Here is a 13,488-nt window from a genome sequence, read left to right as displayed (position 1 = left end):
CCAAGTTGAATAACCGGTTTGTGACGGCATTCGAGGATCAGGCTCATGAGTTCTCTCCAGACCGACGTGCTACATCACAGGATGTCAAAGCGGGACCGTGCGTCTAGTGACACTGCGCTGGAGAGAACTCGGTGCTGCTCCTGATTTAGGCGACGTAGGGGGACGCCGTCGTCGAACTAGTGCAGCGGCTGATGAGGTGATCCCACAGCCTGATCAGCTTCGACGTGTCGTACTCCGTACCCTCCTTCCCGAAGCGGGCCTTGAAGTCCGCGACATAGGCATCCTTGCTCACCAACTCCCCCTGGTAGGCGGACTGCTTGGACATGTAGGTTGTCCAGCGCACGGCGGGTGTCCCCTGTACCTTGCGGAAGTCAAGGAAGCACTCGATGGAGCTTGCGCGCCCATTGATATCTTCGAGGTTTTTTCCCGCCGGACCCAATGTTTTGAACGCGCGGAGTTCCTCCAAATCCGGCAGACACGTGGCAACGAAGCTGGTTGGCATGCCCAGGGTCTGGATCTCGGCGAGCGCTGCGCGTCCGGCCGCGTCGTTGTCGAGGACGACAAGCATATGGCCGGTGTATCGGACCCGGCTTAGACCACGACAGAAGCTGACAATGCTGCCGACGCCGGGGAATGGGTTGCCCGTAGACATATCAATGAAGTCGAAGAAGTCCGCGATGTCGGGGTGGGTGACCTCGAGTGATCGTGCGAGAACGAACGCGTCGGAAGTCCCTTCGGTCACGAGCATCCATCTTGCAGCCGGCGGGCTGGGATCGAAGTTGGAATCGTCTACGTAGCCACCGTCCTTCACGTCGGCGTAGTTCCAGCACACAGGCAGATCCGAGTACTCAGGCATGTCCGCCAGCACACGCAAAACCAAGTACGGGTCGAGCCTACGCTCCCAGGCAATCATGGAAGGCAATTTCCCCTCGGGGACATTGGCCCCCGGCGCCGCTGCGTAGGCCTCGCGGATGGCCTCGTCGAAGTCGACGTATTCGCCTCGCTCGCGCCACTCGAACGAGCGAAGCGCGTGACGAAAGGCCTCCATAGACGCCACTAGACCGCCTTCTTCGTCAGCTATCCAGTTCACCAGCATTGCCTCGCACGCAGGCAACGTGTAGCCCAATAACTCTAGGCGCGGAGCGACCCTGCTCAGAGGCCGCCGGAGGGCCTCCTGCACCTCGATGTGGGGCGTTCCATCGTCGTTGACGTAGTCGTACTCATTGACGCTGCGATCTCCTTGTTGGAAGAGATGAGCGTGATTCTGGAAATACTCGTTCTTGCCGTAGTCGATATTGATCTGACCGACGCTCAGCGAAATCATTGATCCCATGCGCGGCACTGTAGCCTCAGCAAGCCGCTTCCGGCCCTGGCCGGACATTCACCAGGCAACCCGTCAATGTCCGGTCATGGCCGGGGCCGTGATTCCGTCCTCACGCTGCGAAGCTGACCTCCAGTGCGAGGCGTCGGTCTCAGTAGAGCTTGACGAGAATGGCGCTCCGTCGAGACGAGAGCGCGTCCTGCGTGGCCCTCAGCTCGATGGAGACCATCATGGGAATCGCAGCCAATGCCGCTCATCGCGAGCCGTGGGACAAGGGCAAGCTCGTCGCGTGATGCCGCACTTTCAACGACACCGGGCCGCAGCCGCGCAGCTTGCTGTCGATGCCCGGTTGAGCAATGCCAGATCGCGCGGTCGACGTTGCTGCTGTAGCCGCACGCGCAAGGCGCAGATGGCCTTCGTGAAGGTGCCGGCACGCCAGGCTTCATCGGCAGCTCCGGCTGCGTACGGTTCAGCGCCTGGACCAAGGCTGCGAAGCGTCGGGCGGGCAGTCGCCACCGCTACCTGCTCGGGGCCGTCGGTCTCGTAGACACGTCCGACGCATCGGGCCAGAATGAGTCGATGCCAGCACGGGCCCGACCTCGCCATCCCCAGACTTGATGACGCGTTAGGGCCAGCGCTCGCGCAAGATTTGCTCGACATTCACTGGCGCTGCGCGGGAGGTGGTCCATGATCAGTCGTAGCCTGAGGTCCATCGGCATCGCGGCGTGCGCCGGGTTGATCGCGGCGTGCGCGCAGATCCAGCAGCCCGAACAGTTGGTTGGCCCCGGTGGTGAACCGAACGCCCTGGCCCTGCGCGAGGCCTTGCCGGCCGAACTCGTCGCCCTGCGCGACGCGGGCCTCGCGCTACGCGGCGAGCGAGTCGAGTTCGATGGTGAGTTCGCTTTCCCACCCAGGCTGAAGGGGGTGCCGGTGACGTCCGGCGTGCGGCCGGCGATCGTGCCGGGCACGCGGCCGTCGCGGGCGGAATCGCGTCAGGCGATGCGGGTGGTGGCGCTGTCCAGCCCGCGCGTCCGCAGTGTGCTCGGAGATCGCTTCGCCCTGCTCAGGAGCGGCTGGCTGGACGACGACAAGGAGGCCTCGGCGACCTCGGCCGATCGCTACCAGCTGATCTTCTATAACTACGCGAGCAACGAGGTTGTGACCGTGATCACGTCGCCCGCTCGCGAGGTGATCGACGTCAAATCGGCCGCCGCCGAAGTGCAACCGGCCGAGTCGCGCGAGGAGGTCGACGCGGCGATCGCCATCTTGCGGCGCGACGAACGTTACGCACATTCGATCAAGGACCTGCGCGGGCGCGGCATCCTCACGCCCGGCCCCGGTCGCGACCGCTACCTCTACCTGCTGTTCTATCGCGAGCCGCGCACGCCGGCGCTGTTCGAAGCCACCGTCAACATGTCCAGCGGCAAGGTCGTGGACGCACGCCCGCTGCGCTGAGCTGTCTGCGTCAACCGCCACCACCCGAAGACCCGGAGGGCCCAACCATGCTCGCGAAGAAACTGCGCGTTGTCTGCACCCGTGCGGCGGCTACGCTGCTGCTCGCTTGCGCGTCGCTGGCGTACGCGCAACCGCTTCTGCCGATGCCCGACTCGGGCAGCACCACGTTCGGCGACTGGAGCTTTTCTTGGGAGATCGGCAATGCCAACGACGAAGGCCTAGTGCTCAAGAACGTGCGCTGGAAAGGCGTGAAGGTCCTGCACAAGGCGAGCATGCCGGTCATCCGCGTGAAGTACCGCGGCGATGCTTCCGGCATCGACGCCGGCTGCGGACCGTACAACGACAAGATCCATTCCGGCAACCTCGAGCGCTTCAGCGGTCAGACCACCGACGTCATCGCACGCTTCTTCGGCGACAACCTGATGGAGATCGCGGTCTTCTCCGAGATCGGCGGCTACGACCTCTACCAAGCCTATTACTTCCACCGCTCGGGTCGCTTCGAGCCGATGCTTTACAGCAGCGGCTGGTCCTGCTCGGACAACCCGAAGTCGCGCAACGACCACAAGCACCATCCGTACTGGCGGCTCGACTTCGACGTCGACAGCGTCACCAACAGGGTCCGCCACGCGCTGACGGTCTCGGGGGGCAGCATGAGCTTCGCCGCCTACACGAGCGAAAGCGGCTTCACCGTGCCGGCAAACGCCACCGCCACGGTGTGGACCGTTGCCCATCCGAACTCGGGGCGCACCGTGCGCATCCAGTCACCGTCGAACGAACGCGCCGATGTCGGCGGCAGCCCGTGGTTCGGCTTCGGCTCGCGCGACGTGCACGTTCGGCGCTATAAGGGCGCGGAGGACGTCGGCTGGGCATTCTCCGCCACCTCGCAGCTTGGTTGGTTCACGCCCGCCGAGGTTACCGAGAACCAGGACGTGGTGTTCTGGTCGATCGGGCACCTTACGCACCTATGGACCCAGGCCGACGAGGACAACCCGCACTGGCACTCGCGTGGCTGGATCGTCGACGTGACTTGGTAGTGCGGCATCGCTTGCTATGCCTCCACCAGCACGAGCGCCCCGGTGCAATGTCGTGCACGACGAAGCTGCCAACGTGCGCAGGTTCCCGTTTGGGTGCTACGTCATCTTCTAAGCGCTCGTCAGCGACGGGAGCGATGTGGTCAGGGTGCTCCACAGCGCCCGCGACAGCGACGCAGTCTTCAGTGAGGAAGCGAGCGCCTCTCCTCGCTCGTTGAGGGTCCGGTGAGCGGTTCTTGCTTGCTCGCCGGTCTGGTGAGCGCGGCGCCGCAACGTGTCCAGATTGCCGATGTTGATCTTTCGGTTCTCGGGCCCAAGTGCATCCACTCGAGCAGCGCGTGCGGCTGCTTGAGACTGAACCCGGTCAGTCGCGTTCAACGGTCGAGCGACAGCATCGACTAACAGCTGTCCTTCGAAGATCGAAGCGTCGACCGACCGTTGGACCTCCGTCACCGGTCGATCAACAGCGCCTCCCCAGTTCGGACTTGAACGACGGCTGGCGAATCCGGTGGCGGGCAGTGCAAGCCCCCTGAGCGCGATTGACCTCCTGATTGATCAGCTGTCAAGCGCACGCCATTGAACCAGGCCACAACGGTGTCACCGCTGGCAGTCGCGAAAGTTGGCGGCGTCGCTCGCCCCGGCTTGACGTTCAAGACCGGTGCTCGCCGTTGGCATCGCGGCGCCTGCTCGCCAGTCTTGCGTAGAGCACTGCGTCCGGCAGTCGGTCATACCGGTAGCTCTCGAACTCGAACCCACCGGCCCCGAAGTGGATGTCCAGCGCCGCCATGAGCTCGCGCTCGGCAGCGGTCGGCGCTGCAAAGTTCCTTTGCTTCACGACGAGCGGCAGCGGATGCTCAGGCAAGCGCGGCGAAGGCATCGGCTCTTCGCGCGGCGCCGAGGGTTGCACTCGGCCGCCTTCTGCGGTGAAGACGTCCACCGCTTCCTCGTACAGGCGCCTGTCCAGTGCCTTGCGTTGGATGTTTGTCATGGTGATCTCCTTCGGTCTGCGTGACTGGACCTTTGATGCGGCTGCCATCACCTTTTCAAGGTAGCCCTGCGGGAAGATCTCCTCTGTGCGCTGGAGCACACGCGGTTCCAACATGCTCTTGTGTTTTTATGACAACGGGGGCCGAGAACTCCCTGCCCACAGCGGCCCAGGCATAGTAGTAGTTGCTGCGGCACTGATCGCTGAGATTGTCAACATCGACATGACCGACGGCGTCGCAGGGAAACGCATATCCCCTTCCCCTGTTGAACAGGCCGGCAAAGCGCAAGGTGCAGTACGTCGGGCTGGCCGCAGCTTGTTGTGAATCACCCATGGCACTTCTCCTGGCGCTGTATCAATGTGCGCGGCGTGTGTCGTGCGTCTGTGCTCTACCGAACCAAACACGCATGCTGGAGGGGCGCGGTCGTCATCTTCACAGTGCGGCGGCGCACAGACTGCAAGGCAGGTGGCACTTAGAGTGACTACAGAGCCAACGAGTGCCGGTGTGGCCAAGGAGCCGTCATGACATCACTGAAGCAGGAGGTCGAGATGCTTGAGAGTCGACTCGCCAAGGCCGAGAGCGATCGAGACACCTGGCGTGTTGCGGGGCGCGAGGAGAAGTACCTCGAAGCCTACTTTCTCGTCCAAGCCCTGGAGCTTCAGCTGGAGCAGCGGCGCCAGTTGCATGAACCACATTGACGTGAACCGCGGCATGCCATGCATCGAACACGCAACAACCAGACTGCTGTCATGAACACTCGCTTGCCGCCGGACGTTGCTGCCAACGCTGACCGCGCCATGGTGCTCGAAGAAGGAGTTCCGGCCGGCGGAAGCGGTGCGCCGTTCCTGTCCGCGGCCGACCGTCTGCTGCTGCAATGCCTGGGCACGGCGCTGGTCAATGAGTGGAACAACCTCTCCATGCCGTTGCGGCGGGTGCTCTATGCCCGCGCTGTGGAGAGGGCGGGATCAGGCCCTGACACGACGCTCAAGCGGCGCATGGCACGCTTCCTCCACGATCACAAGCGGCCCCCCGGCGTGCAAAACCCGCCCGCTGATAGCGAATGAACATGACACTCGCCGGCATGGCACCTGTCGAACCAAGGTGAAGTACTGGTGGATCGAGTGGCTCATCACGCCACGGGAGATTGCTCCAAGGGCACAAAACCCCTTCCTCCAGCTTCGCTCGAAACCCGCCTCGTGCGGGTTTCGCCATGTTGGTTGAGCCGTTGAGCGCGTTTCCGCGCGGCCCGTCATTGACGACACCGTGCAGGACGAGCCGGATCGCTTCTGGCAACGGTCGCAAGATGCGGCCATTTGGACTTGGCGAGTCTCCGGCGGCGATGCCGAGGAGCCTTCGATGTCCTTCGCCGAGTGGTCACTGTTCGTCGGCTTGCTGCTGATCACCATGGTGCTTGCCAGCACGCTGCCCGGGCGCCTGCCGTTGAGCAGCGCCATGGTGTACCTGGCGCTGGGCTGCGTGCTCGGGCCAATCGGGGTGGATGTGCTGCAGCCTGATCCGAGGTTGCACGCCGACCTGCTGGAAAGGTTTGCAGAGGTCGGGCTGCTGATCTCCCTGTTTTCGGTCGGCCTGCGGCTCGGAGTGCCCCTGCGGGACCGTCGCTGGTACCTGCCCTTGCGCTTGGCCTTCCTGTCGATGGCCGCCATGGTGGCCATGGTGGCAGTCGTCGGGATCTGGCTGCTCGGACTGTCACCGGGCGCAGCCGTGCTGCTCGGTGCCGTCCTGGCGCCCACTGACCCGGTGTTGGCCTCCGGCATGCACTCCGACTCGACTTCGCGACCAGACCGCCTCGGCTTCGGCCTCGCCGGCGAGGGCGGCCTCAACGACGGGGCGGCGTTCCCCTTCGTGATGCTGGGCCTGGGACTGCTCGGGTTGCATGACCTCGGTGCGGGCCTTGTACGCTGGTGGATCCTCGACCTCGCGTGGGCGACCCTGGGCGGCACGGTGATCGGCGGCCTGCTCGGCGCGGCCACCGGCCGCCTTGTGGTGTACCTGCGCAGCCGGCACGCTGAAGCGGTCGGGCTGGATGAGTTTCTTTCGCTCGGGCTGGTCGCCATGGCCTATGGCGTTGCGCAGCTTTGCCTGGCGTCCGGATTCCTTGCCGTGTTTGCCGCGGGGCTCGCACTCAAGCGCGTGCGTGAACGACCATTGCCCGACACCCTGCCGTTGGCCGCAGAAGGCCACTCCTACACGACGCGAGCGACCCACTCTCACCATGCCAGCGCCACCATGCGCGACTCCGTGCAGGCGTTCAACGAGCCACTGGAAAAGCTGGCCGAGCTGGCGCTGGTCCTGATGGTGGGCGCGATGCTCGCGTACGCACCGCCCCTGCCGGCCGTCCATTGGTTCGTTCCTCTGGCCCTGCTGGTGTTGCGGCCGCTGTCCGTCATCGTCGCGCTGCCTCGCGAACAGCTGAGCTGGCCGCAACATGCTTTGGCCGGCTGGTTCGGCATTCGCGGCATTGGGTCGGTCTTCTACCTGCTGTTCGCGCTGCGCCACGGGGTCGATGGTGCGCTCGCCGACACCCTCACCTCGCTGGTGCTGTGGACTGTTGCCGCCTCGATCGTCGGCCACGGGCTAACGGCACAGCCGCTGATGCGTCGCTACGTCGCCTGGCGCGACCGGCTGCCGCCGCGCGATGGGGATGGGTGATCCCTCAACCGCCTGCGGCTCGTTGCGTGGGCACATGCTCGACGGGATGCCAGTTGGCCACGGTGTCGGCAAAGTCTGCATCTGGGGCGAGCAGGCTGGGCGCTGACGCGCGCCCGGCAGGCCGCATTGCGGAGCGCCATAGCTTTGTCGCAGCCCAAGGCAGCCACAAGATCGAGGCCGCAGCGAGCAAGCCCTGCGTATCGTCGAAGGGGTGAGGTCTCGACCATCCCATGGGGAAGGCCAGCGCGGTGAGCACGCTCAAGACCACAGTGAACATGTGGAAGGCATAGCGTCCCATGGCAGTGGTGCTTGCAGTAGTGAATGAAGGCTTGCAGCCTTGCGGGGAGCACAGGATGCCCCGCTATCGCTCCCGCCGTTTGTGCGCTACCGTACCAATGCACGCAGAACTGCGTGACAAACCCATGTCTATGAACGTGAAACCCGCCCCCTCGATCCTGCACGCGTCGCGCCAGAACCGGCTGCTCCAGGTGCTGCCAGACGACGCGTGGGAACGCCTGTCTGCGCACCTCGAACTGATCGAGCTGCCGCTGGGCCGCGTGCTCTACGAGTCGGGCGTGCGGCTGCAGCATGTGTACCTGCCGACCAGCGCCATCGTTTCGTTGCTGTACGTGATGGCCGACGGGGCATCCGCCGAGATTGCGGTCGTAGGCTTCGAGGGCATCGTGGGGGTATCGCTGTTCATGGGCGGCGAGACCACCCCCAGCCGTGCGGTTGTGCAAAGCGCAGGGCACGCGTTTCGCCTGCCGGCGCAAGTGCTCAAACAGGAGTTCGACCGTTCCGGACCGGTGATGCATCTGCTGCTGCGCTACACGCAGTCGCTCATCACGCAGATGTCGCAGACGGCGGTGTGCAATCGGCACCACTCCTTGCAGCAGCAACTGTGCCGCTGGTTGCTGCTGAGCCTGGACCGGCTGAATGGCAACGAACTGGTGATGACTCAGGAGCTGATCGCCAACATGCTGGGCGTTCGGCGCGAGGGGGTTACCGAAGCGGCAGGCAAGCTGCAGCAGGCGGGCGCCATTCGCTACAGCCGCGGTCGCATCACGGTGCTGGACCGCAGCGCGCTCGAGCGCCAGGTTTGCGAGTGCTACGAAGTCGTCAAACGGGAAACGGATCGGTTGCTGCCCGACTGCCTGGCCACTTGAGCGTGCTGTCCGGCCACCGCTTGGGGATGTTCACGCCATGCGGCCGTACACGCGTTGGGGTCGTTGGGCGCAGGCCTACCCATCGGTCGATAGCGCCGAGCTGCAGTGGTGGGGAGTGACGACGCGCCCGTCGGCGCCCGCGATGGCCTCGATGGCGATGCGCGGCGCTGATGAGATGACCGTTCCGAAGATCGTCGCGAACGCGACGTCGGCAGCATCGCGGCCGGTGCCGAGTCGCACGAAGCCCATCGGAATCGCGGTGCCCGACGGATCGAACAGGTACCAGCGGTCGCCGAGATAGGCCTCGACATAGGCATGAAAGTCGGGTGGGCCGAGCGCAGGGTCGGCGCCGTAGTCGATGCCCGTCGTGAAGCGCGCTGGAATGTTTATGGCCCGGCACAGCGCGATCATCACGTGTGCGAAGTCCCGGCACACACCCTCCGTCTCGAGCAGCGTGTCGATCGACGACGTGTTCGAGTTCGACGAGTTCGACGCGAAGGTCGTCCGCTGCAGCACCCAGTCGCGGATCCCCTGCACGCGGCTGTACCCCTGCCACTCTTGGCCGAACTCGCGCATTGCCATCTTGTGCAGCCGATCCGATTGGCAGTAGCGGCTCGGATACAGGTAGCTCAGTACTTGCGCGGGCAGGCGCGAAATCGGCACTTCTGCGATGCGGCTCGGCTCTTCGACGTGGTGCGAGAGGTCGACGGTGGCGCCATATGCGAGCTTCAGCGGTCCCGCCTGTGCCCTCACGCGGAGGTAGCGGCTGCGGGTCGCCGGGTCGGTCTCGACGCTCGGCTGCAGGTCCTGGCTGAGCGTCAGCGCTTCTTCGACCACGTGCTGCCGGTGCGTATCCGCTGCGTGGATGTTGAAGATGAAATCGCAACCGTGCTCGGCAATGTCGTAGTCGAGTTCGAGTGCGAGCCGCAGCCTGATCATGTCACTTCAATCGGACCCGTATCTGTTCGCTGATGCTCCTGCCGATCGCAGTCAGGCGCAGGGCACCACCACTCCATTCAAGCCAGTGAAGCGCCACGTAGTCTTCGATGAAGCCTTCTGGCACGAGGTCGGCGCGGCGCCGATCCAGGGAATCGACCGTGCTGAGGAGTTCGCGACGCAACTGCTCGCGCCTCGTGACGTAGGTCGGCAATGCTGTGACCTCAACCGTGGTGTCGATGCTCTGTGACGGTGGGGGTCGGATGCTCACGAAAAACTCCAGTGCGGTTCGCTGCTCGCTTGCCTGCACGCTTGTGGTCATGAGGCGTGCCAAGGGGATCGGGGCCTGCGGTTTGTCGTCATGGCACAACCTTGACGGAACAGCCGGGCCTCGTCTGTTCGGTGCCGAACGCAACGCTATGTGCTCTAGCAGACAGACGACAGGAGACCATGCTCGTACCTTCAAGTCAGCGGAGTCCGACAGGCGCGCAGGTTCTGCACACCCGCTGATCGGTCCGCATTCCTGGAAAGGACCCTGTCATGAACATTCCCAGCGAAACCAAGCCCGCCCTCTGGGGTATTGCGGGCGGAGCAGTCGCACTGGCGATCGCCGGATTCACTTGGGGCGGATGGGTCACCGGCGGTACCGCGAAATCCAACGCGCTGCAGCAGGCGAATGATGCCGTCGTGGCCGCGCTCGCTCCCGTGTGCGTCGACAAGTTCCAGCGCTCGGGCGATGCCTCGGCCAACCTGGCAGAGCTCAAGAAGGTCAGCACATGGTCGCAGGGCGAGTTCGTCGAGAAAGGCGGCTGGGCGATGGTGCCGGGCACCCATGCCGCAGAGCGCGTGTCGGCCGTCGCCCAAGCATGTGCGGTGCTGCTGGCAAGCGGCTGAGGCAGCGATCGACGCGATCGCGGTAGCCGCGGCCTCTAATGGGCGGCAGTGTCGGAAAAGGGCTTGCGTCGGATCACAGAGCGCACGACATAGCCAAGCCGGTGGCAGTCGGCGCGCTCCTTCAGGATGAACTGCTGCACACCCCGTTCGATCGCCTGTAGTTCGCCAGTTTCTCGGATCGCCCCCGCGACCACCAGCAGCGGCACATGTGGCGCTGCGGAGTGCAGCGCCAGGAGCGTGTCATTGCCTTCGCTGTCCGGCAGCGACAGGTCCAGCAACACGACGTCGATGCCGCCATGCGTCAGCCGCTCCACGCCTTCGGCGAGCGATGTTGCGTACTCCACATGCGACGAGCCGGCGCTGGTGATGGCCAGCGTCTGGCAAATCACCACCACGTCGGCACGTTCATCTCCGATTACGAGGGCGTTGATGTTCATCAGCGGTCGTCGTCGTTGAATAAGTAGTCCTTCACCCTGCGCTTCCAGGCGACAAAGTGCCGTTCAGCCTCTTCCTCGGCGAGCCCACTGCGCTCCTGGAGCTTTCCGGCAAGCCAGTCGCGGCGGCCGGCAGCGACGGCCAATTGGTCATGGGTCAGCGTGCCCCATCGTTCTCGCACCCTGCCGATGTGTTGCTTCCAGTAACCCCTCATGCGATCCCAGTTCACTTCGACTTCCTTGCTGGCCCTGTCATGGGCGGACGGCGATCTGATTCTTGACCGACTTCACACCGTCGACCTTCCACGCGCGGGGCGGGGTCGGGTCTCGACAGTTTTCAAAGAGTAGGTGCTCTCACGCAGGTGGTCTGTGCGCAAGCGCACTGATGACGGGTTGTTGGCAATCGCGGTCTGCGCAGGTCGCAGCGTCGGAGCGAGGGCCGATCGCACGCATCGCCTTGTGAAGCTGGGACAGCGAACGTCACAGCCGCCCGAGCATCATCAGTAGAACGACGACGACCAACAGTACCCCCAGGCCGCTGACGGGTGCATAGCCCCATGTCTTGCTGTGCGGCCAAGTCGGAACCGCGCCGAGCAGCATCAGGACCACGACGATCAACAGGATGGTTCCTAGGCTCATGAGCTTCCCCTCGAAGAGTGCGTCCGAGGAATGATCGAGCGGTCCACAGCCTGCGTCGGTGCTCCAGCGCACAGACACGATGGATGGAGTGCCTCAGATTAGAAGCCACCGCCAGCCCTCGAAGTCAGCGGGGCGAGGGCCGATGGAAGGAGGCTGAACATGAGCACGATCAGTGGCACGACGCTGGAGCGGAAACGGCATTGCCACGATGAAGAGGACACGTGGGATCCAGGCTGCCTGGCAGGATCGGCGCAGCCCGAGCTCGAACTCGAGCACGTCATGGCGAAGTACGCCATCCGCTACGATGGTCGCCACTACGAATACAACCACTATCGCTACGACCATCTGTCGGATGCCGTGGCCTACGCGCGGTTGATGCGCTCGCGGCTTCCGCAAGTCGACATGGGCGGCCCGTTGTGGCCCGGCGAGCGGGTGGACTCGCCGCCGGACGACGCGGACCGCGAGCTCATGGTGGCGCTTGGCATCTCTTTCAAAGCGGGCACGTTTCGGTTCGAGAACTTCCGCTACGACCACCTTGCAGACGCGGTGAATTATGCGAAGCGGATGGCAGGCGGTCGGTGAAGGCGGCTTGATGACCCGAAGGCGAAGGCCGGCGAGGCACGGCCGTGTGTGCGGTAGCAGACAGTCCAGCCGACGCGCCGCGTCCCACACTGCAATCAGTCGCCCGCTGCAAAGGGTGCGGAGTGTGTCGTGGCCGCCGTCGCCGAAAATCATCTGATCGCGCTGCTCCCCAGACGGGATCGCTCGCGGCTACTTGGCATCTGCGAGTCGGTGCAGCTGGAACTCGGCAGGGTGCTGTGCAGCCCCGGCGAATCCACGCGCCACGTCTACTTTCCGAACGACTGCTTCATTTCGCTGGCGACGGGCATCGAGGACGAGCCAGGGATCGAGGTCGGCATGGTGGGCCGCGAGGGCATGCTGGGCGCTCAGCTCGCCCTCGGCGTGGGCACCGTGCCACTGCATGCGCTGGTGCAAGGCGCAGGCACGGCGCGGCGCATCGCAGCGGCGCCGTTCCGTCGCGAGTTGGGGGCGAGCAGGGCGCTGCAGCGAGCCCTGAACCGCTACGTCTGCGTGCTGATGGCGCAGCTGGCCACGTCGAGCGCGTGCACGCGCTTTCACCGGGTGGGCCCGAGGCTCGCGCGCTGGTTGCTGATGAGCCAGGATCGCGCGCACTCGGACAGCTTCCATGTGACCCACGAGTTCCTCGCCTTCATGCTCGGCGTTCGCCGCGTCGGCATCACCCGTGCCGCTGGCGATCTGCAGCGGCACGGCTTCATCCGCTATCACCGCGGTGACATCACCGTGCTCGATCGTGCCGCACTCGAAGCGGCGGCATGCAGCTGCTACGCCGCGGATCAACACGCCTACGAGCGGCTGCTCGGCTGATGGGTGCCACCGTGAGCATCCCCGCACGCTGCTCTGAACGGGGCGCATCGATGAGCGCATGCGCATGTTGCGGGTTTCCGGCGCACATTCAAGAACGCAACAGTCGCCGGCGCGGCGCGAACCGCTTGGTCAAAGTTGTACGGCCGCACGACGTCGTACAGCCGACGTTCGTGCCAGCGCTGTTGCACAGTTCAACGACTGGCCAGATGTCGGCCAACGTGAGCAGGACCGCCGGAGGCCACCGTCGGCAATCGCTGCGGACTTGTCGCTCGCGTCCAAGCTACGTACGAAGGTCGGCAAAGGTCGCGAGCGGGTATCAGCACCTGCCGGCCGAGCGTTTCGGAACCAGCCACAGCACGGGCTCGCCGAAGAGCCTTTCGCTCTCCAATTCAAGCGAAGACCTTTAGGCGCCTTGCGCTGCGTGATGTGCGCGACGGGGCTTGATTCCGCGACGGCGACCTCTACCGTCGCCGCATGCTCACGCGCCAGGAAACCGCCGACCTCGAACGCTTTGTCGACGCCGTGAAGGCGTCACTGCCCGGTTACCGG

At 64.6% G+C, this 13,488-nt stretch carries 17 protein-coding genes; 9 read left to right on the top strand and 8 right to left on the bottom strand.

The features are described 5' to 3' along the window. Nucleotides 1-145: 145 nt before the first annotated feature. Entirely contained in the window at nt 146-1,324 is a 1,179-nt protein-coding gene (locus tag E8D38_RS22760) for a HEPN/Toprim-associated domain-containing protein (protein ID WP_181179365.1), read from the bottom strand. Between the two features lie 684 nt (nt 1,325-2,008). Here E8D38_RS22760 and E8D38_RS22755 point away from each other — a divergent pair. Both E8D38_RS22755 and E8D38_RS22750 read left to right on the top strand, forming a co-directional pair. Beyond that, the gene (locus tag E8D38_RS22755) at nt 2,009-2,776 is read left to right on the top strand and encodes a hypothetical protein (RefSeq protein WP_140635942.1); all 768 of its coding nucleotides are present in this window, start codon (nt 2,009-2,011) and stop codon (nt 2,774-2,776) included. A 47-nt stretch (nt 2,777-2,823) separates the two neighbouring features. Next, a complete protein-coding gene (locus E8D38_RS22750; RefSeq protein ID WP_140635940.1) occupies nt 2,824-3,810 on the top strand; it encodes a hypothetical protein in 987 nt (328 codons plus the stop codon). A gap of 646 nt (nt 3,811-4,456) precedes the next feature. Here the strand turns inward: E8D38_RS22750 and E8D38_RS22745 are convergent. Then, nucleotides 4,457-4,894: a hypothetical protein gene (locus E8D38_RS22745; protein WP_181179363.1), complete on the bottom strand. Its 438-nt coding sequence runs from the start codon at nt 4,892-4,894 to the stop codon at nt 4,457-4,459. Between the two features lie 420 nt (nt 4,895-5,314). On the opposite strand from E8D38_RS22745, the gene E8D38_RS28425 reads away from it, so the two are divergent. From E8D38_RS28425 to E8D38_RS22730, 3 genes are all read left to right on the top strand, one after another. Next, entirely contained in the window at nt 5,315-5,491 is a 177-nt protein-coding gene (locus tag E8D38_RS28425; RefSeq protein WP_181179361.1) for a hypothetical protein, read from the top strand. Nucleotides 5,492-5,542: 51 nt separating this feature from the next. Next, a complete protein-coding gene (locus E8D38_RS22735) occupies nt 5,543-5,857 on the top strand; it encodes a hypothetical protein (protein ID WP_140635933.1) in 315 nt (104 codons plus the stop codon). A 292-nt stretch (nt 5,858-6,149) separates the two neighbouring features. Continuing rightward, entirely contained in the window at nt 6,150-7,463 is a 1,314-nt protein-coding gene (locus tag E8D38_RS22730) for a cation:proton antiporter (RefSeq protein ID WP_140635931.1), read from the top strand. Nucleotides 7,464-7,467: 4 nt separating this feature from the next. On the opposite strand, the gene E8D38_RS22725 is transcribed toward E8D38_RS22730, so the two are convergent. Then, complete coding sequence (locus tag E8D38_RS22725) at nt 7,468-7,761, bottom strand: hypothetical protein (RefSeq protein WP_140635928.1); 294 nt, start codon at nt 7,759-7,761, stop codon at nt 7,468-7,470. A gap of 130 nt (nt 7,762-7,891) precedes the next feature. On the opposite strand from E8D38_RS22725, the gene E8D38_RS22720 reads away from it, so the two are divergent. After that, nucleotides 7,892-8,629 (top strand): Crp/Fnr family transcriptional regulator, encoded by a 738-nt coding sequence (locus E8D38_RS22720; RefSeq protein ID WP_140635985.1) that lies wholly within the window; start codon nt 7,892-7,894, stop codon nt 8,627-8,629. A gap of 75 nt (nt 8,630-8,704) precedes the next feature. Here E8D38_RS22720 and E8D38_RS22715 read toward each other — a convergent pair whose 3' ends face one another. Then, nucleotides 8,705-9,568, bottom strand: coding sequence for a transglutaminase-like domain-containing protein (locus E8D38_RS22715; protein WP_140635926.1), 864 nt, complete (start codon nt 9,566-9,568; stop codon nt 8,705-8,707). A gap of 1 nt (nt 9,569) precedes the next feature. Continuing rightward, complete coding sequence (locus E8D38_RS22710; RefSeq protein WP_246099617.1) at nt 9,570-9,887, bottom strand: hypothetical protein; 318 nt, start codon at nt 9,885-9,887, stop codon at nt 9,570-9,572. 218 nt (nt 9,888-10,105) lie between these two features. On the opposite strand from E8D38_RS22710, the gene E8D38_RS22705 reads away from it, so the two are divergent. Beyond that, nucleotides 10,106-10,459, top strand: a complete 354-nt coding sequence (locus E8D38_RS22705) for a hypothetical protein (RefSeq protein ID WP_140635924.1) — start codon at nt 10,106-10,108, stop codon at nt 10,457-10,459. A gap of 35 nt (nt 10,460-10,494) precedes the next feature. On the opposite strand, the gene E8D38_RS22700 is transcribed toward E8D38_RS22705, so the two are convergent. The 3 genes from E8D38_RS22700 to E8D38_RS22690 all read right to left on the bottom strand — a co-directional run bounded on the left by E8D38_RS22700 (nt 10,495) and on the right by E8D38_RS22690 (nt 11,532). After that, a complete protein-coding gene (locus E8D38_RS22700) occupies nt 10,495-10,896 on the bottom strand; it encodes a response regulator (protein ID WP_140635921.1) in 402 nt (133 codons plus the stop codon). Continuing rightward, entirely contained in the window at nt 10,896-11,123 is a 228-nt protein-coding gene (locus E8D38_RS22695) for a CsbD family protein (protein WP_140635919.1), read from the bottom strand. The genes E8D38_RS22700 and E8D38_RS22695 overlap by 1 nt, the downstream gene beginning before the upstream one ends. 250 nt (nt 11,124-11,373) lie before the next feature. After that, on the bottom strand, nt 11,374-11,532 hold the full coding sequence (locus E8D38_RS22690) for a DUF3309 family protein (RefSeq protein WP_140635917.1): 159 nt from the start codon (nt 11,530-11,532) through the stop codon (nt 11,374-11,376). 159 nt (nt 11,533-11,691) lie between these two features. Between E8D38_RS22690 and E8D38_RS22685 the strand changes: the two genes are divergently transcribed. After that, nucleotides 11,692-12,114 carry a hypothetical protein gene (locus E8D38_RS22685; RefSeq protein ID WP_140635915.1) on the top strand — a complete coding sequence of 141 codons (423 nt, stop codon included), beginning with the start codon at nt 11,692-11,694 and terminating at the stop codon, nt 12,112-12,114. Between the two features lie 129 nt (nt 12,115-12,243). Next, the gene (locus E8D38_RS22680; protein ID WP_140635913.1) at nt 12,244-12,939 is read left to right on the top strand and encodes a Crp/Fnr family transcriptional regulator; all 696 of its coding nucleotides are present in this window, start codon (nt 12,244-12,246) and stop codon (nt 12,937-12,939) included. Nucleotides 12,940-13,488 lie beyond the last annotated feature (549 nt).

Origin of the sequence: Methylibium rhizosphaerae (assembly GCF_006386545.1) — a bacterium.
GTDB lineage: Bacteria > Pseudomonadota > Gammaproteobacteria > Burkholderiales > Burkholderiaceae_C > Pseudorivibacter > Pseudorivibacter rhizosphaerae.
This window is presented reverse-complemented; position numbering and strand designations above follow the sequence as displayed.